Source organism: Haladaptatus sp. T7 (genome assembly GCF_026008575.1).
Taxonomy (GTDB): domain Archaea; phylum Halobacteriota; class Halobacteria; order Halobacteriales; family Haladaptataceae; genus Haladaptatus; species Haladaptatus paucihalophilus.
This window is the reverse complement of the sequence record NZ_BROP01000001.1, coordinates 675489-693862: the sequence shown is the minus strand read 5'-3', so window position 1 is coordinate 693862 and position 18374 is coordinate 675489. Positions and strand designations below refer to the sequence as shown.

Genomic DNA, 18374 nt, shown 5'->3' with positions numbered 1-18374 from the left:
TATGGCAGGAAACGACCCCCTTAGCAACGCACTCTCCGGCGTGGACAACGCCGAAGGTGTCGGTCATCTGTCCCACACGGTACAGCCCGCCTCGAACGAGATCGGCAGCGTGCTCGAGGTCTTCTACGACCACGGGTACATCGACGGCTTCGACTTCGTCGACGACGGTAAAGCCGGTCGCTTCGAGATCGAACTAAAAGGCGCTATCAACGAATGTGGCGCGGTCAAGCCCCGCTATTCGGTGGGCAAAGACGACTTCGAGAAGTGGGAGAAGCGGTTCCTCCCCGCCCGAGACTACGGGGCACTCGTCGTCACGACCAGCCACGGCGTCATGAGCCACTACGAGGCCCGCGAGAAGGGAATCGGTGGCCAAGTCATCGCATACGTCTACTAGAATCATGCCACGAGTAGAAATAGAAATCCCGGACGAGGTGTCCGCCGATGTGGACCACCTCGACGTGACCATCGAAGGGCCGGAAGGGTCCGTCACGCGACGGCTCTGGTACCCGGACGTGAGTGTCACTGTCGAGGACGACGCAGTGGTCGTAGAGAGCGACGCCACCGACGCCAAAACGAAGGCGACGATGGGCACGTTCGAGAGCCACGTGCGAAACATGATCCACGGCGTCAGCGAGGAGTGGGAGTACAAGATGGAAGTCTTCTACTCTCACTTCCCGATGCAGGTACGTTCCGAGGGCGACGAAGTCGTCATCGAGAACTTCCTCGGTGAGAAAGCGCCGCGACGAACGGGTGTCCACGGGGACACCGTCGTCGAGGTCAACGACGAGGAACTGTTCCTGCGCGGCCCGAGCATCGAGGATGTCGGCCAGACCGCCGCAGACATCGAACAACTCACCCGCGTGTCGGGCAAAGACACGCGCGTGTTCCAAGACGGCGTTTACATTACGGAAAAGCCGTCCACGGGAGGTGCCTGATAGATGGCAGACGAACCAGAAGGAATCGAAGATATCAGCGGTGTCGGCGAGAGCAAGGCCGAGTCGCTCCGTGAGGCAGGCTACGAGTCCGTCGAGGACATCAAGGCGGCCAGTCAGGACGACCTCTCGGAAGTCGACGGCATCGGCAACGCGCTCGCTGCCCGTATCAAGGCGGACGTCGGTGGCCTCGAAGTCGAAGAGGAGACCGAAGCCGAGATCGAAGAGGAAGAACCGGAGGCCGAGGAAGAACCGGCCGAAGACGTCGAAACCGAACTGCAGCCGCGCGGTCTGACCGAGAAGACGCCCGAACTCGACGACGAGGAAGCGCGACTTCTCGAACAGCGACGACGCGTCGGCAAACCGCAGTTCAATCGACAGGACTACCACAAGAAAAAGCGCACGCCGGAATCGTGGCGCAAGCCCCGCGGAAACCTCAGCAAGCAGCGCCGAGGTATCAAGGGCAAGGGCGACATGGTTCAGGCTGGCTACCGCACGCCGAAGTCCGTTCGGGGCAAGCACCCGAGCGGCTTCGAGGAAGTTCGCGTTCACAACGTCGACGACCTCGACGGCGTGGACGGCGACGTCGAAGCGGTCCGAATCGCCTCGAAAGTCGGCGCTCGCAAGCGCGAGCGTATCGAGGAAGTCGCTGAAGAAGAAGGCATTCGCGTTCTCAATCCGACCTACGTCGAAGTGGAGGTAGAAGAATGAGTGACCTGAGTGCACAGAAGCGACTCGCCGCAGACGTACTCGACGTCGGAAAGAACCGCGTTTGGTTCGACCCCGACGCGCAGGGTGCCATCGCGGACGCGATCACCCGCGAGGACATCCGCGAACTCGTCGACGACGGGTCGATTCAGTCGAAGGACGCAAAGAGCAACTCCCGCGGTCGTGCCCGTGAGCGCAACGAGAAGCGCGCCTACGGTCACCGAACCGGCCCCGGCACCCGCAAGGGGAAGAAGGGCGGCCGCAAGGACTCGAAAGAGGAGTGGACGAACCAAATTCGCGCACAGCGACGCAAACTACGCGAACTCCGTGCCGAGGGCGAAATCACGCGGACGCAGTACCGCGCCCTGTACGATAAGGCCAAAGGCGGGGAGTTCCGTAGCGTGCAATACCTGCTGAACTACATAGAGAACAACTACTAACAATGGCAACTGGACCACGATACAAGGTGCCGATGCGCCGCCGCCGTGAGGTCCGGACTGACTACCATCAAAGGTTGCGCCTGCTGAAATCGGGCAAGCCACGTCTGGTCGCTCGGAAGAGCAATCAGCATGTCAGGGCACAGCTGGTCACGATGGGTCCCGACGGCGACAACACAGTTGCGAGTGCGTACTCCGGCGATCTGGAGGAGTACGGCTGGGAAGCCCCCACGGGCAACCTCCCCAGCGCGTACCTCACCGGATATCTGCTCGGCAAACGCGCACTCGACGCTGACTACGAGGAGGCAGTCCTCGACATCGGTCTGAACACGGCGACGCCCGGCAGCAAGGCGTTCGCAGTACAGGAAGGTGCAATCGACGCTGGCCTCGACATCCCGCACAACGAAAGCGTGATGGCGGACTGGTCGCGCAACCGTGGCGAGCACATCGCCGACTACGCTGAACAGCTGGACGAGCCGCTGTACAGCGGGGATTTCGACGCCACAGAACTACCCGAGCACTTCGACGAAGTGCTCTCGAACCTGCAGGAGGACGAATAATATGAGTAACAGAAACGGCTGGCAACCCCAGACCCGTCTCGGCCGCAAGGTCGCCGAGGGCGACATCGAGACGATGGAGGAAGCGCTGAACTCCGGGCTTCCGCTCAAGGAACCGGAGCTCGTCGACCAGCTCCTCCCCGGCCTCGAAGACGAAGTGCTGGACATCAACATGGTCCAGCGCATGACCGACTCCGGTCGGCGGGTGAAGTTCCGCTGCGTCTGTGCTATCGGCAACCGCGACGGCTTCGTCGGCTACGCGGAAGGCCGAGACGATCAGGTCGGTGGTGCCATCCAGAAGGCTATCGACATCGCAAAGCTGAACATCATCGACGTTCCCCGCGGCGCAGGGTCGTGGGAGGACCGAAGCGACCGACCGCACTCGCTCACCCACCGGACGACCGGCAAGGCGGGCAGTGTGGAAGTCGAACTCATCCCGGCACCCGCCGGACTGGGACTTGCGGCGACCGACACCGTCCGCAAAATCCTCGAACTCGCGGGCGTCGAGAACGCGTGGACGAAGAGCCACGGCAACACGCGAACGACTCTCAACCTCGCCAAGGCGACGTACAACGCGCTGGAGAACGCCTCCCAGGCGCGCGGCCCGCGGGCCCGTCCCGACGAGGAACCGGAGGTGGCTGACTGATGGAAGCAGTCGTCCAGATTCGCGGCGAGGTCAACATGGACCAGGACGTCCGTGACACCCTCTCGATGCTCAACATCCACAAGGTGAACCACTGTGCGCTGGTCCCGGAATCCGAGACCTACCGCGGCATGATCACCAAGGTCAACGACTTCGTTGCCCACGGGGAACCCGACCAGGACGTTCTGGAGACGGTTCTCTCGAAGCGAGCACAGCCGCTCGAAGGCAGCGACGACGTGGACGACGAGTGGATCGCAGAGAACACCGACTACGACGACATTGCCGACCTCGCGGGCGCGCTCCTCGACGACGAGACGACGCTCCGCGAGCAGGGCCTGACGCCGGTCCTCCGACTTCACCCACCGCGCGGTGGGCACGAGGGCATCAAACACCCCACGAAAGAGGGTGGCCAGCTCGGCAAACACACGACCGAGGAGATCAGCACGCTCCTCGAGGCGATGCGATAACCATGACGAGCAAGAAACGACGACAGCGTGGCTCGCGGACGCACGGGGGCGGAACCCACAAGAACCGTCGCGGTGCCGGTCACCGCGGTGGTCGCGGACGCGCAGGTCGCGCCAAACACGAGTTCCACAACTACGAACCGCTCGGAAAGCACGGGTTCTCCCGACCCGAAGACGCACAGGAGACGGTGCTCACCGTGTCCGTGCAGAAACTCGACGAAGACGCCGCGCTCTACGCGGCCGAGGGAGTCGCCGAGGAGACCGACGACGGCTACCAGCTCGACGCACGCGATGTCGTCGACGACGGCTGGGACGTCGACGCAGTGAAGGTGCTCGGCGACGGGCAGGTTCGCAACAGCCTCGACATCACCGCGGACGCCTTCTCGGCGAGCGCGGTCGAACTCATCGAGGAAGCCGGTGGCGACGCCGTGCTGAGCGAGCGAGCCGAAGAAGAGGAGTTCGGCGGCAGCGACGACGAAGACGACGCGGAATAATCCCGTTCGTCGGCCGTATTTTTTGCGACGTCGTTTCGGTCAGTGGCGACGCTCCGTGCGGTGTCGCGTTCGCTCATCTCGGTGTGGGCGACATGTCGAGCCACGCCGCTGACACGCCGACGAGCGAAAACGTGAGACCGGATTCTGTAGGTGTCTCCGTACTTTATAGTATCCATCTTCGTCGGTGACGCGAGTCGAAGGAGATACATGTAGGGAGCTTCGAATTGATGTTGAACATGGGTTGGAAAGAGACTGCTGAACCAGTCCTCACACGGATGCCTGCCGTCCAGCGCCCGGAGGGTCACATACCCTTCAAGCGCAAGCTAATGTGGACGGGAGGCGTGTTGCTGCTGTATTTCTTCCTGACGAACGTCTACCTCTACGGAGCGGACCAAAGTGCTGATATCTTCGGCAACTTCCGGTCGCTCCTCGCCGGTGGACAGGGAACCGTCCTACACCTCGGTATCGGACCGATAGTCACCGCGAGCATCGTCTTGCAGTTGCTCGGCGGTGCCGACCTGTTGGGACTGGACACCAGCGACCCCCGCGACCAGGTGCTCTATCAGGGCCTCCAGAAGCTGCTGGTCGTCGTGATGATCTGTCTCACCGGTCTCCCGATGGTCTTCGTCGGCGGCTTCCTGCCGGCCAACGACGCCGTCGCACAGAACCTCGGTATCGGTGAGTTCGGCGTCCAGTGGCTCATCTTCGCCCAGATCTTCGTCGGCGCGATCCTCGTCCTGTTCATGGACGAAATCGTCAGCAAGTGGGGCGTCGGGAGCGGTATCGGGCTGTTCATCGTCGCCGGTGTCAGTCAGCGCCTCATCGGGGGTCTCATCTCGCCGCAGGGCATCGGCTCCAACGTCGGTGTCATTCCGCAGTGGATCAGCATCATCACCGGAAGCGCACAAAACGTCCCGTCCCTGCTCACGTCGAGCGGGATTCAGTACATGCTGTTCGGCGGCGGCCAACTGCTTGCCCTCGCCACGACGGTGCTCATCTTCGTCATCGTCGTGTACGCCGAAAGCGTGCGGGTCGAGATTCCGCTGAGCCACGCGCGGGTGAAAGGTGCCCGCGGTCGCTTCCCCGTGAAGCTCATCTACGCGAGCGTCCTGCCGATGATCCTCGTCCGCGCCCTCCAGGCGAACATCCAGTTCCTCGGGCGCATCCTGAACAGCCAGCTCGGGGGTCTACCAGCGTGGCTCGGCACGTACAACCAGTACGGCAGTCCCACCGGTGGATTGTTCTACTACTTCGCGCCCATCCATAGTCCGAACGATTGGATGTGGTGGGCGGGCGGTGCGGGCGGGCACGCGGCGTGGGAGGTCCTGCTCCGCGTCGCCATCGACCTCGGCTTCATGGTTGTCGGCGGGGCCATCTTCGCCATCTTCTGGGTGGAGACGGCCGACATGGGTCCCGAATCGACCGCGAAGCAGATTCAGAACTCCGGGATGCAGATTCCCGGTTTCCGCCAGAACACCGGCGTCATCGAGAAGGTGATGGAGCGCTACATCCCGCAAGTCACCGTCCTCGGCGGCGCGCTGGTCGGCCTGCTGGCCGTCATGGCGAACATGCTCGGAACCATCGGTGGCACCTCCGGGACGTCGCTGCTGCTCGCCGTCTCCATCACGTACAAGCTGTACGAGGAGATAGCGGAGGAGCAGTTGATGGAGATGCATCCGATGATGCGCGAGATGTTCGGCGGATAGAACGAACCTCCTTCTCGGCGTATTGTGCGACCGTGACGCGGTGTTTTACGTCGCGTCGGCGATTGGGCGAGCGAATGCGAATCACTCGACGCCACTGACCCGTAGAACGGTCACTTTCTTGCGGAACGTCTCCCGAGGTTTCGGTTCGTCTCCGCGGAATCATCCGCTCTCTCGGCTCTCGTGACTCGCTTCCGCTCCGCTCTCGTCTTCGGAGGTGGAACCCTCACCGGTGTTGGAAATCGCGGAAGCTTCTTCATTCGCGGCCGAAATGCATGAAACATGGATTCGGAGGCCGCGTTTCGCACACGTCTTCGCGCCGCGATAGCGGGCGTCGTCTCGTCGCACGAAACGCGGTTCGAAACGCCGTGTGAGGAGTTGCCCGACGGCGGACTCCTCGTTCCCGCTTCGGAACGCGACGGTATCGTCCTCGAAACCACCGCGGCGGACCTGGACCCGCATTCACCGGCCGCCATCCGGCGCGGAAAGCGGCGCGCTCGGGAACACGGCACGTTCGCGTTCGTGACCGCCAATGAAACCGACGCGTTCCTGTTCCGCGGTGCCGAAACCGACGCTGACACCCCCGCTCCGAACTTCGACCGACGGTGGTACGATTTGCGGTCCTCGACGCTTGCGGAGTTCGGCGAGCGGGTCCTCGACGACGCGGTTGCGCTACGGGACGACGACGAGTCGCCGACCCGATACGAGGAGTTCGTCGTCGGTCGCCTCCGGAGTTTTCACGCCAGTCTTTGCCCGCGGTACGAGTCGTCCATCCGCGACGCGTTCGCGGAGGACGAGCGATTCCGCGATTCGTTGGTCTCGTGGGCGCGCGAGAACGGTTATCCGGTCGCGGAGCCGGACGTGGAGCGGACGGTTCGTATCGCCGCTCGACTGTCCGCGTATCTGGCGATGGCTCGGCTCGTGTTCGCCGAACGCCGCCGGGAGGGCGATTCCGACGAACCGGGAGCAATCGGCGCGCTGTTCGCGGGACGAACGGACGTCGGACTGGACGGTACCGAACTCTTCGACGCGGTCCCGACCGACGCGGAGACGAACGAGCGGTTGCGTGCGTTCGCGGACAGCATCGAGCGGGAACCGCTTTCGGAGGTCGATATCGACATCGCCGGGTGGGTGTACGAGCGACTCATCCCGGACGACGAACGGACGCGACTCGGCCAGTTCTACACGCCGGACGAAATCGGCCGCCTGCTCTCCCGGTGGGCCATTCGCTCCCCCGACGACCGCGTTCTCGACCCGGCGAGCGGTACCGGGTCGCTCACCGTCCACGCCTACGACCGGTTGGACGAGTTGGGGACGCGTTCGCACTGGGACCCGCTCGAACGTTTGACCGCGGTAGACGTGGACGGATTCTCGCTCCGACTGCTGGCGTTGAACCTCGCGTCCCGGGGCGGTCACGACCCGGCGAACGGCCCCTTCGCCGCCGACCGTTTCGCGTACCACCGCGATTTCTTCGATCTCGACCCGGATACCGTCGGAAGATTCGACGCGACGGTTGCGAACCCGCCCTACGTTCGACAGGAGTGCCTCGCCGCTGACCGCGAGCACTTCCGCGAACACCTCGCGGATTTCGGTCCGGGGTCGGACGGCATCTACGCCGACGGCGAGAAGGAAATCGACGGGCGAAGCGACTTGTACTGTTACTTCCTGACACACGCCACGGGGTTCCTCCGCGAGGGCGCTCGACTGGCGTGGGTGGTCCCGACGAAATGGATGGTCGCGGATTACGGTCCCTCGCTGCAGCGGTTCCTCTACGACCACTACACGGTCGAAGCCGTGGTCGGCTTTCGAAACCGGCTGTTCGACGACGCGCTCGTCGATACGGTGTTGTTGCTGTTGGAGCGGACGGACGACGAGGCGGTGCGACGGGCGACGGAGACGAACTTCGTCCGCATCAACGAGCGGATGGACTCGGACGACATCCTCGACGTCATCGACCGAACGTACGACATCGATGACGGCGATCACCTGACGATTCGGGGGGAATCGAGCCATCGGGTGGTCGCCGTGCGCCAGTCGCATCTGGCGGACCACCTCGGCGAGAAGCTCCACCGGTACATCACCGCTCCCGCGCTTCACACCGCCGTCGTGGAACACGACGCGACCGTCCCGCTATCCGAGGTCGCAACGATAACGCGCGGGAAGAAGACCGGCGCGAACCCGATTTTCGTCCTCGATGCGGACGACGTTCGCTCCCGAGACGTCGAGGAGCGGTTTCTCCGCCCGGCCATCAAGAGCGTACGGGAGATAGACGGCTACGAATACACGACGGACGACGCGGAGAAATGGATGCTCGACGTGGCCGACTACGTGGAGCGTGTCCTGTCGGACGCGGGCGGGGACGCGGATTCGGACACGGACGCGGACGACCGCGCGACCTTCGTCACGTCGGCGCTCGAACGGGACGGTTACAGCGGCGTTTCGTCGTACCTCCGGTGGGCGGAAACCCACCCCTCTCGGACGAACGCGTCGCTCGCCAGCAACGACCCGTGGTTCGACATGGGTTCGCTGGACTCGAAAACCGCACCCATCGTCTGCCCGCAAGCGATGGATACGCGCCGGTTTTTCGCCCGTACCGACGGGGAGGTCGTCGCCAGCAATCGGTTTCTGCTCGTCCGGCCGCGGACCGTCGATTCGACGCTCCTGCTCGGCCTGTTGAACGCCAGCCTCACGAAAATCGTCGTCGAGAGCCACGGCAGGGTCACCGGCGGCGGCGCGGTCAACCTCTCCAGTTCCGACCTTCGGACCCTGCGCGTCGTGGACCCGTCGTCGCTGACGGACGAACAGCGGACGGCGGTTCGGGACGGATTCGAATCGTTGGTCGCGGGCGACGGAGACGGGCAAAACGCCATCGACGGCGCGGTCATCGACGTCCTCGACCTCGACCTCGGTGTGGATGAACTGCAGGAGGTCGCCCGGACGCTGAAGCGAATCCGCCGGACGAAGGGACGCGAGGTCGAGTCGCCCGTTCGGAAACTGGACGCGCTGGAGGACCGCATCGAGATAGGTCTGGGAGAGTGACTGCTTTCGGATTCAGTCGTGCTGATTTATACGCCTCGGGTTCCATTTTCCGACATGAATCGGCAACGCGGATTTCTACTGTTTCTCATCGCCGTTTTCGGCGTCCTCGCAACCCTCCTCGTCAAACCGTTTCTCCAGTACGTGTTGGCCGCGATTCTGTTGGGGTACATCCTTCACCCGGTCCAAACGCGATTCGAATCTCGCGTCAGCGCCCGGGTTTCCGCGCTCTCGCTCATCAGCCTCACCACGCTCGTCGTTATCGTTCCGGTCGGAGCAATCGCGGTTATCGCGGCGCAACAGGCGTTCACGCTCGTTAGAGCCATCGTTCAAGGGGACCCACGGTTCGCCGAACTGATAGCCCTCGTCGAACGGTACACCGGCGTCACAATCCACGGACGCACGTTACAGGAACTGCTACCCGCGGGGAGTTCCTCGCGTCTGATCGAAAACGCGCTCGGCATCTTCGGCGGCCTCTCGGACGCGCTCATCGGTCTCACGGTGATGGTGTTCATCCTCTACTACCTCCTCACGGACGGCGAGGAGTTCGTGGCGTGGATTCGCCGCTGTACGCCGCTGCCCGACGACGTGCAGGACGAACTCTACTCCGAGATGGACCGGGTGATGTGGGGCGTGTTGGTCGGCAACCTCCTCGTCGGCATCGTTCAGGGGATTCTGACCGGCATCGGCTTCGTCATCGCTGGCGTTCCGGGCGTCGTGTTCTGGACCGTCGTGACGACGGTGCTCTCGTTGCTCCCGCTCATCGGTGCCTCCGTCGTCTGGCTTCCCGCCTCGCTCTACCTCTTCCTCGTCGACCGCCCGATTGCGGCGGCGTTTCTGTTCGTCTACGGTACCCTCGTCGTCAGCCTCTCGGACAACTATCTCCGGCCGCTGGTCAGCGGACACGAGGCGAAACTCAACCCCGGCATCCTCGTCGTCGGCATCTTCGGCGGCGTCTACGTGTTCGGCTTCATGGGGCTGTTCTTCGGCCCCATCGTCCTCGGCATCTTCCGGTCGCTCCTCACCGTCTTCGCCCGCGAGTACGCCGAGTAGTACCGATTTCACCGACGCGACTTCGCCGTCACGCTTCTCCCACCGAGTTGTTCGAGCGGACGTTCCCCGACGAGGATTTCGAGACGACGATTCCCCGTCTGTTTTCCGCTCCGCGATTGCCGACGACGCGGTTGTCGTCGCTCGAAATGAGGAGGATACCCGTGTCGCTGCTGTCCGTGACGCGGTTGCGGAGAACCGCGTTGCGGTCGCTCGCCCGCAACCGAACCCCGACCGAGTTGTTCACGGCGTCGTTAGATTCGACCGTGTTGTTCTCCGCGCCGTCCGCGAGGTACACGCCGTAAAACCGGTTCGAGACGCGATTCTTCCGGATTCGGTTGTCGCTGGCCGCGGACAGCCAGAGTCCGGCGATGTGGTTTCCGCTCGCCACGCTGTCGCGGACGACGTTTCCGTTCGCGCCCAACAGGGCGACGCCGAATTCGTTACCGCGGACCTCCGTTCCGACGACGGTCGTTCCCGTTGCTTCGACGAGTTGTACGCCGACCAACGCGTTCTCGCTCGCGGTCGTGTTCCGGAGCGTGTTGTTCGAACTGCTCCCGACGAGGAAGACGCCAGCGACCGCGTTCGAGCGGGCGACGTTGTTCACCGCTCTGCTATCGAGGAGCGACACGAGGGACAACCCGACGCGGTTCCGTGCGGTCGTCGTGTTCGCGGCGACGGCGCGGCGCGTGCCCACGAATCGTACCCCGTCGTCCCAATCGGTCGCTTCCACGTTCCGTACCGTCACGTTCGACCCGCCCTCCACGCGGACGCCGGTGGTACCGAAATCGCCGATGCCATCGACGAGATTGCCCCGCCCGTCGAGGGTTACGTCGCTTGCTGTGATGCGAAGGCACGTATCGACCGTCGCGTTTCGAACGTCCTCGGTGAGGACGTACCGACCGGACGACGAAATCGTCCGACAGGAGTCGATTTCGGTTCCGTTCGCCGGTTGGGACTGTCCCGCCGCAACGCCGATGGTCGGGTCGTGGAGGGTCATCGAGAGCGCCCCGCCGACCGCCGAAACGACGAGCAATCCGACGACCACTACGGTCGCAAGCGAGACCGCGGTCCGTGTCGGACGTTCGACGCGCATGCCCGCACCTCGTTTCGCTCATAGTTCGTTATTTACCCGTCACTCTACAGCAATCGTCCGTTGCGTTCGGGTTGTAGCGACAACCGATGCTCGAATCGCGATTCCAATATTCGAATCACTGTTCCGGCGCTGGAGTTCGGTTCCGATACTCGAATCACGGTCGTAATCGCTGGAGGAGCGGAATCTCCTCGATTTTCTCGTCGGGTAGCGCGTCCCAGTCGATACCCGTCGGGCGCTCGTAGGGGGATTCCGTCCTGACGACGCGTTCGGGCGTCACCACCACGTCCATCGGCACGTCGTGTGCTTCGACCGCCGGAGCCTCCTCGACGACCTGCACTTCGTGTACCGTCGTGGCAATCGTCGTCTCGTCGTCCACCGCACCCAGCGCCCGGAGAACGGCGAATTCGAGGTCGCTGTATCCCTCTCCTTTCCCGACGCGGGCACCGTCCTCCGTCACCGCGACGCTCCCCGAGACGACGAAATCCACGTCCGGCATCTCGTCCGGTGCGACCGGTTCGGCGTAGCGGTCCATCTTCGACACCGTTGCGGCGGCGTCCGTATCCTCGATTTCGGTCGGGTCGAGCTTCATGAACGGTTTTTCGTCCCGCAGCCGCGGCTGAGCCATGTAGACGACCTTCCCCTCGCGGAGCGCCCGCCGCCGAACCGGCAACTGGGGGGCGTCGGGGTTGGCCTTTATCACCGACGCATCCTTCCATTCGGGGAGTTCCGCGAGGCGGTCGGCCGCCTTCCCGGCGCTCGCGAAGTTCGGGATCCGTCCGTGCGGCGGGAACGGGAACCGAGCGATGCCCTCGTCCTCCAACCGCGACCAGATGCGGTCGCGGAGGTCGGCTTTGTCCATAGCGGGACTGGTGTGTCACGATATAAAAAGCGATGGTGAGCGGCTCGGAGGCGTTCGGCTTCGAACCAACTCTCGGTGGTAGATACGGGAAAGCGACCGACTACGCCGCGGTAACGACGATTTGACGTCCCGTTCCGTCGCCCTACTCTTGTCACCCGGTGTACTTATTGACGGTATCGCCGTCACTTCCGTGCGGTCGCTCGTCCGCAAGCTATCCGTTCCCGTGCGCAGGGAGGAGATAACAAAGCCCGTCCCTCGCGTCTCGCCGTGTCGTGTTCAGCCTCCGACGATTGCTCGCTAGCGTGGTCGCACTCCTTCTCGTCCTGAGCGTGCTCTTCGTCGCAACGCTGGGCGTCTGGCCGCCCGCGTACACCGTCATCAGCGGAAGCATGTCGCCGCACATCAACACGTCCGACGTGGTCGTGGTAATGGACAAACACCGCGTCACGCCGCCGGACAGCCGCGATGGGGTCGTCTCCGCACGAAACGGTAAACGGGACGGGTTCCAGACGCTCGGCGGTCCCGGCAACGTCCTCGTCTATCGACCCTACGGAAACGAGTCGGCGATTCCGGTCCTTCATCGGGCGCGATTTTGGGTTTCGTCGGGAGAGAACTGGTACGACGAGGGGGACCCTGCGTATCTCGCGGGTGCCGACAACTGCGCCGAACTCCGGAACTGTCCGGCACCGCACGCCGGATTCATCACGAAGGGGGACGCGAACGGCTACTACGACCAAGCGGTCGGTATCTCCTCGCCGGTTCGCCAGAGCTGGATTCTCGGGGTGGCGGTCGCCCGCGTCCCGGAACTCGGAAAACTCTCTCCGTCGATGGCTCACTCCTCGCGGAGTAGCGCGACGCTCAGCAACTTCCCGCCTCCGCAAACGGTCGATTCGCGGGTCAACGAGTACAGGATGCCGTCGCGGTCGGTTTCGACTTCCTGTCGAATCTCGTAGGTCGCCGGGTCGTACAGGGTTCCGACGCGCTCTCCCGCTTCGACGGAATCGCCGATTTCGTGACCCGATTCGACGACGAACAGCCCGGAATCGGCGGCATCGACGCGGCCGAGGTGGTTGCGCGCGAGCACCGGGTCGCCGTTCTCGACGGGTGCCGACGGGAGCATGTCGAGGTGGCGACAGACGTTGACGACGCCCGTCAGCCCGGTTTCGACCGCGCTTTCGACGATTTCCTTGTTGTGCGCGAGTTCCGGCGTGATGGACGGAATTCCTTCGCGCGTGGCCGCGACGCGGAACTTGCCGCCGAAGTCCCGTTCCTCCCACTCGACGTCGGCGTCGTCGCCCGCTTGCTCGGAGAGCAGGAGGTCGGTACCGAACGCCTCGGCCAGCGCGCGGGATTCCCGGTCGCCTTCCATGAACACGACGTGGGTCAGCATGTCGCGGCTGCCGGTGTGGAGGTCCACGATGGCGTCCGCTTCGCTCGCGTACTCCCAGAGCGCGGCCGCCATGCGCTCGTGGAGCGTTCCGTCCTCGTCGCCGGGCCAAACCCGGTTCATATTCGGATTGATGCTGTCTAGCTGTTCGGGCGTGGTGTAGGACACGCGGTCGAACGTGAGCGGGTCGGCGACGGGCACCGCGACGATTCGCCCGGCGAGGTGCTCGGTGTCGAGTTCCTCGTGGAACCGTCGGAGCACTTCGCTTCCGTTGATTTCGCGGCCGTGCTGTGCGGCCTGCACGTAGAGCGTCGGGCCGTCGTCCGCGCCGTCGTACGTGTGAACGGTCGTTTCGAGTTCGACGCCCGACGGCAGTCGAGCGAGCGTGATGCGTTCCGCGGTGTGACCTTCCATCGGGTGCAGGACTGTATGGGAGACACTATCAATCTAGCGAACCTCGATAGCGTGTCTTACGAGACCATTTCACACGGAATCTCGTAGTTATATAAATACCTACGCCAAATGGTGAAAGTGGTGGACGCCATCTTTTAGCCCTCCCGCCGTGTCGGATTCGAGCGATGTACTCGCGGGAACACTTCCTCATCGGCGCGGTCGCGTCCGCGCTCCTCCTCGTTCCGCTTTCGAGTCGGTTCGGGACGCCGCTGCTCGCCGCCCTGTTCGTCTACGGCGTGCTGTTGAGCGTCTTCATCGACTTGGACCACTTCGTCCTTACGCGCGTCGAAACCGGGAGTTGGCGACACCTCCGGGCGTGTCTGGCGAACCCCACCGATGCCTTCGGTGATCAAGACTGGGTGTTCGAGGACGTGGACAGCGCGGAACTGGAACACATGCGCATCCTCTCGCACGTCGCAATCGGCGGCGTCCTCGTCGGTGCCTTGGTCCTCCTGTGGCCGCCCGTCGCGGTTTTCACCGCGGTCGTGCTCTACTGTCACGTCCTCGCGGACCTCCTCCGGGACAACGGAGTTGCGTAATCCTTCCGGATGTTTTCGCCGCGAAAAGGGGATGAAACGACCGTTCTCCACGAATATTTCTACAGCTTTGGCAACAAATCTTTTGAACGCTCCCGATGTTGCCTGTGATGGAGAGATCGACGATGACATCCACGTACCAGCGATTGGAAGACGGTTTGGAAGAAAAGGGAGAGATAATGGTGAAGCTCGCTGGCGGCGAGGAACTCGAACTCCACACGCACAACGTCGAGTTCGAGGAGGAGCCGTACATCCGCATCGACGCGGACGACCAGGTTCACTGGGTCGATGCGTCTAAAATCGCTCACTACTGGATTCACGAGGAACTCTGACGACGTACTGACAGGGCGCTGAAGCGTGTCGTCTCAGCGCTCGAAACGCCTTCGTACGGTTCCTCCGATGGGACCGACCCTTACAATAATCATTCATGACAATGTTTGCTAACGATTACGGTAGAACTTTCCTTACTGGAATACGATGTGAGAGCGATGGACCATAGTTCGACAGAGGCAGAAGCGGGTGGCGGTTCGACGGGGGACGGCTCCGTCGAGACCGAACTCTCCCGCGACATGAGTCTGTTCGACATCACGTTTATCGGTGTCGGCGCGATGATAGGGGCGGGTGTGTTCGCCCTCACCGGGTTCGCGGCGGGTATCGCCGGTCCGGCCCTGACCATCGCGTTCATTATCAACGGATTCGTCGCGATGTTCACCGCCGTTTCGTATGCGGAACTCGGCGCAGCGTTCCCCGAGGCCGGTGGCGGTTACCTCTGGGTGAAAGAGGCACTCGTCGACCCGAACGGCTTCTACGCCGGGTGGATGAGCTGGTTCGCCCACGCGGTCGCGTGTGCGCTGTACGCCGTGACGTTCGGGACGTTCTTCGTCGAATTCCTGCGCATCGGATTCGGCCTCCCGACCGAGTTCGCTCTGTTGGGCTTCATCACGCCCATTATGGCCGAAAAGGGGCTGGCGGCGTTGGTCGTCGTCGCGTTCGCGTACATCAACTTCCGCGGCGCCGAAGAGACGGGAAAGGCCGGAGTCATCGTGACCGGTATCAAGGTCGTCATCCTCGGCATCTTCGTCGCCTTCGGATTGACGACGACGTTCAACAACCCGAACTGGACGGCGAAGTTCCTCGACAGTCCGAGTTTCGCACCGAACGGCTTCATCGGCATCGTCGGCGCGATGGGATTCACCTACATCGCCTTCGAGGGGTACGAAATCATCGTCCAGTCCGGTGAAGAGGTCGTCAACCCCGGGAAGAACGTCCCCAAGGCCGTCTTCTACTCGATGGCCATCGTCGTCCCGATTTACGTGCTGGTCGCGTTCGCGGCCATCGGCGGCATCACGCCGACCGCCGACCTCATCAGCAAGGCGGCCGGTGTCAGTGGCTCGGCCGCGAGCGTCCCGACGTGGGAACTGCTCGGCGGCCTCGGCGAACTCGGCATCATCGAGGCGGCGGGGCAGTTCGTGCCGTACGGCGCGTTCCTCCTGCTGTTCGCCGGACTCGCGGCGACCATGAGCGCGCTGAACGCCACGGTGTACTCCTCCAGTCGTGTCTCCTTTGCGATGGGCCGCGACCGGGCGCTTCCCGCGTTCTTCGACCGGATCCACCCCGACAAGCGAACGCCCCACTGGGCGATTTTGCTCTCGGGTATCCTCATCATCCTGATGGCGATTTCCTTGCCGATAGAGAGCGTCGCCGCCTCCGCCGACCTGATGTTCATCCTGCTGTTCGTGCAGGTGAACTGGACGGTCATCCGGATGCGCCAGACGCACCCCGACCTGCCGCGCACGTACAAGGTTCCGTACATGCCGTGGCCGCCGCTCATCGGCATCGGGTTGCAGTTCCTACTCACGCCGTTCCTCGTCTACGAACTCGGCCTGAAACCGGGTATCGGCCCGGGGTCCGAAGGGTTCGTGGCGCTCATCACGACCGCGGTCTGGATGATCATCGGGCTGGGCGTCTACTACGGTTACTCCAAGCAGAAGGAAGCCGAGCAGATGGAGGAGGAGACGCCGACCGTCGTCACCGAGCGCGTCCCCTCGGAAGCCGACAACCAGATCGTCGTCCCCATCGCCAACCCGGAGAGCGCGCCGCAGTTGATGCGGACCGCGACCGACATCGCGCGCGACCGGAACGGCGAAATCCTCGTCATGAGCATCGTCACGGTGCCACAACAGACGCCGCTGTCCGAGGGTCGGAAGTTCATCGACGACCAGCGTAACGTGTTGGACGAGGCGATGGCCATCGCGGAGGACGAGGACGTCCCCGTCAGCGGGACGATTCGTATCGGTCACGACGTGTCGAAGGCCATCCTCAACACCGTCGAACAGTACGACAGCGACGCGGTGTTGATGGGCTGGAAGGGCCAGCACAAGAGCCAACGACGGGATATCGTCCTCGGAAGCAACGTGGACGAAGTGGTTCAGAACGCCGACTGTGACGTGTTGGTCGAGCGCATCGGCCCGGACGAGGGTGCGGCCGAATCCATCCTCGTCCCGACGGCCGGTGGCCCGCACGCCGAACTCGCCGCCGAAGTGGCGGACAACATCGCCCGCTCGAACGGCGCGACCGTGGAAGTCATCCACGTCGTCGGTCCCGACGCGACCGAGAGCGAGCGCGCGGACGCACAGACCGTGCTCGACGAGGCGAAAGACGACTTCAACGAGGGGACGACCGTCACGACCGAACTACTGACCGGCGACGACGTTGTCGACACCATCGTCGAACGCACCGGCGAGCACGACCTGACCATCATCGGCGCGACCCGCGAGGGACTGCTCCAGCAGTTCGTCTTCGGCGCACTCCCCGAACAGGTCGGATGGCGCTCGAAGAGCACCATCATCATGGCGAAGCGCAACCTCGGTATCACCTCTCGCCTCTCGCGCTGGCTGAGATAGGCAACCGTCGATTTTTCGTCGTTACGGGTTTCCGGCTATCTGCTCGAAGAACCGTCCCGTCAGCACCTCGCTCACGAGTTCGACGAGCGCGTCGTCGCGGTCGTCGAGCGCGCCGAACAGGCCGAGAGAAATCGCCCCGCCCGCCATTGCTCGGTGGCCGCCGACGCTACCCATGTCGTCGAAGGCACCCACCAGAAGGTCGCCAGCGTGAACCCGAGGGTTGCGGGTCCGCGCGCTCAGGTGCACCGTGTCGTCGATGATGCCGAAGACGAGGGTGGTCGAAACCCCTTCGAGGTTGAGCAGGTAGTCGGCCGCTTGCGGGAGCGTGTCCCGCTCGGTGGTTCGCCCCGCGTGCGAGACGAGGTGCGAGCCTCGAACGACGCGATTTTGAATCGTGTCGGCGATGGAGTCGAGCGTCTCGTGAGTGAACAGCGAGTCCGAGAGCCGACGGAGGAGGTCCACGTCCGCGTGCGGGTGGAGGTGCCGGGCGTTCGTGTACTCCGCCTCGGTCGCATCCCGCGTGAATTCGAGCGTTTCACGACGGATTCCGAACAGCAGGGCGGTCGCCAGTCGAGTGTCGAGTTCGACGTCGAGTTCCACCAGATACTCCGTCAGCATGGAGGCCGTCGCGCCGACGTCTTCCCGGTGGTCCACGTGCACGCCTTCGACGTTCTCGTTCGGATGGTGGTCGATGACGATATCGGGGACGTATTCCGCGGGGACGCGGTTGTTCTGTCCCGGAATCGCGTGGTCCACGAATCCGACGATATCCGTCGAATCGAGACATTCCTCGGCGAACGGATGTAACTCCACGTCCAACAGGTTGACCATCGCCCGGTTTTGCTGGTGTGTTATCTCGCCGCCGTAGTAGAGGTCGGTTTCGGCGACGTCCGCGGACTCGGCGATGGCGGCGAGTGCGAGCGCGCTGCTGATGCTGTCCGGGTCCGGGTTGTCGTGACAGACGACCGCGAGCGAGTCGGCACCGCCGAGCACGGCGAGGAGCGAATCGCATCGGTCGGTCGGTCGATGGCGGGGCGTATCGAGGGACATCGTTCATCGGTGTCCCGACCGTTTCACCGCGGTCGAGAACGTGACCGACGCTATCGACGACGAGTC

The 18374-nt window shown here is 63.4% G+C and carries 18 protein-coding genes; 14 read left to right on the top strand and 4 right to left on the bottom strand.

Annotated elements, in window-relative coordinates:
• Position 1 precedes the first annotated feature (1 nt).
• From OPC11_RS03805 to OPC11_RS03755, 11 genes are all read left to right on the top strand, one after another.
• Positions 2–394 (top strand): 30S ribosomal protein S8, encoded by a 393-nt coding sequence (locus OPC11_RS03805; RefSeq protein WP_007983482.1) that lies wholly within the window; start codon positions 2–4, stop codon positions 392–394.
• A 4-nt stretch (positions 395–398) separates the two neighbouring features.
• The gene (locus OPC11_RS03800) at positions 399–935 is read left to right on the top strand and encodes a 50S ribosomal protein L6 (protein ID WP_007983481.1); all 537 of its coding nucleotides are present in this window, start codon (positions 399–401) and stop codon (positions 933–935) included.
• A 3-nt stretch (positions 936–938) separates the two neighbouring features.
• Positions 939–1643, top strand: a complete 705-nt coding sequence (locus OPC11_RS03795; RefSeq protein WP_007983479.1) for a 50S ribosomal protein L32e — start codon at positions 939–941, stop codon at positions 1641–1643.
• Positions 1640–2080, top strand: coding sequence for a 50S ribosomal protein L19e (locus tag OPC11_RS03790; RefSeq protein ID WP_007983477.1), 441 nt, complete (start codon positions 1640–1642; stop codon positions 2078–2080). Before OPC11_RS03795 ends, OPC11_RS03790 begins: the two co-directional genes overlap by 4 nt.
• Before the next feature lie 2 nt (positions 2081–2082).
• Complete coding sequence (locus OPC11_RS03785; protein WP_018128790.1) at positions 2083–2637, top strand: 50S ribosomal protein L18; 555 nt, start codon at positions 2083–2085, stop codon at positions 2635–2637.
• Between the two features lies 1 nt (position 2638).
• The gene (locus OPC11_RS03780; RefSeq protein WP_007983473.1) at positions 2639–3280 is read left to right on the top strand and encodes a 30S ribosomal protein S5; all 642 of its coding nucleotides are present in this window, start codon (positions 2639–2641) and stop codon (positions 3278–3280) included.
• Positions 3280–3744, top strand: coding sequence for a 50S ribosomal protein L30 (gene rpmD / locus OPC11_RS03775; RefSeq protein ID WP_007983471.1), 465 nt, complete (start codon positions 3280–3282; stop codon positions 3742–3744). Before OPC11_RS03780 ends, rpmD begins: the two co-directional genes overlap by 1 nt.
• A 2-nt stretch (positions 3745–3746) precedes the next feature.
• Positions 3747–4235, top strand: coding sequence for an uL15m family ribosomal protein (locus OPC11_RS03770; protein ID WP_007983470.1), 489 nt, complete (start codon positions 3747–3749; stop codon positions 4233–4235).
• Positions 4236–4471: 236 nt separating this feature from the next.
• Positions 4472–5941, top strand: coding sequence for a preprotein translocase subunit SecY (secY, locus tag OPC11_RS03765; RefSeq protein WP_264781059.1), 1470 nt, complete (start codon positions 4472–4474; stop codon positions 5939–5941).
• A gap of 279 nt (positions 5942–6220) precedes the next feature.
• The gene (locus OPC11_RS03760) at positions 6221–8977 is read left to right on the top strand and encodes an N-6 DNA methylase (protein WP_264781058.1); all 2757 of its coding nucleotides are present in this window, start codon (positions 6221–6223) and stop codon (positions 8975–8977) included.
• Between the two features lie 54 nt (positions 8978–9031).
• Positions 9032–10027 (top strand): AI-2E family transporter, encoded by a 996-nt coding sequence (locus OPC11_RS03755; protein WP_007983462.1) that lies wholly within the window; start codon positions 9032–9034, stop codon positions 10025–10027.
• A 28-nt stretch (positions 10028–10055) separates the two neighbouring features.
• Here the strand turns inward: OPC11_RS03755 and OPC11_RS03750 are convergent, their stop codons facing one another.
• The 3 genes from OPC11_RS03750 to OPC11_RS03740 all read right to left on the bottom strand — a co-directional run bounded on the left by OPC11_RS03750 (position 10056) and on the right by OPC11_RS03740 (position 13780).
• A complete protein-coding gene (locus OPC11_RS03750; protein WP_264781057.1) occupies positions 10056–11120 on the bottom strand; it encodes a right-handed parallel beta-helix repeat-containing protein in 1065 nt (354 codons plus the stop codon).
• Positions 11121–11274: 154 nt separating this feature from the next.
• Complete coding sequence (locus tag OPC11_RS03745; protein ID WP_007983460.1) at positions 11275–11979, bottom strand: 5-formyltetrahydrofolate cyclo-ligase; 705 nt, start codon at positions 11977–11979, stop codon at positions 11275–11277.
• An 832-nt stretch (positions 11980–12811) separates the two neighbouring features.
• Positions 12812–13780 (bottom strand): succinylglutamate desuccinylase/aspartoacylase family protein, encoded by a 969-nt coding sequence (locus OPC11_RS03740; RefSeq protein WP_007983457.1) that lies wholly within the window; start codon positions 13778–13780, stop codon positions 12812–12814.
• A gap of 164 nt (positions 13781–13944) precedes the next feature.
• Between OPC11_RS03740 and OPC11_RS03735 the strand changes: the two genes are divergently transcribed.
• The 3 genes from OPC11_RS03735 (at position 13945) to OPC11_RS03725 (ending at position 17258) form a co-directional block, all read left to right on the top strand.
• On the top strand, positions 13945–14358 hold the full coding sequence (locus OPC11_RS03735; RefSeq protein WP_007983456.1) for a hypothetical protein: 414 nt from the start codon (positions 13945–13947) through the stop codon (positions 14356–14358).
• A 122-nt stretch (positions 14359–14480) separates the two neighbouring features.
• Positions 14481–14687, top strand: a complete 207-nt coding sequence (locus OPC11_RS03730) for a hypothetical protein (RefSeq protein ID WP_007983455.1) — start codon at positions 14481–14483, stop codon at positions 14685–14687.
• Positions 14688–14843: 156 nt separating this feature from the next.
• Positions 14844–17258, top strand: a complete 2415-nt coding sequence (locus tag OPC11_RS03725; protein WP_264781056.1) for an amino acid permease — start codon at positions 14844–14846, stop codon at positions 17256–17258.
• A gap of 21 nt (positions 17259–17279) precedes the next feature.
• On the opposite strand, the gene OPC11_RS03720 is transcribed toward OPC11_RS03725, so the two are convergent.
• The gene (locus tag OPC11_RS03720; RefSeq protein ID WP_007983453.1) at positions 17280–18308 is read right to left on the bottom strand and encodes a bifunctional oligoribonuclease/PAP phosphatase NrnA; all 1029 of its coding nucleotides are present in this window, start codon (positions 18306–18308) and stop codon (positions 17280–17282) included.
• Positions 18309–18374 lie beyond the last annotated feature (66 nt).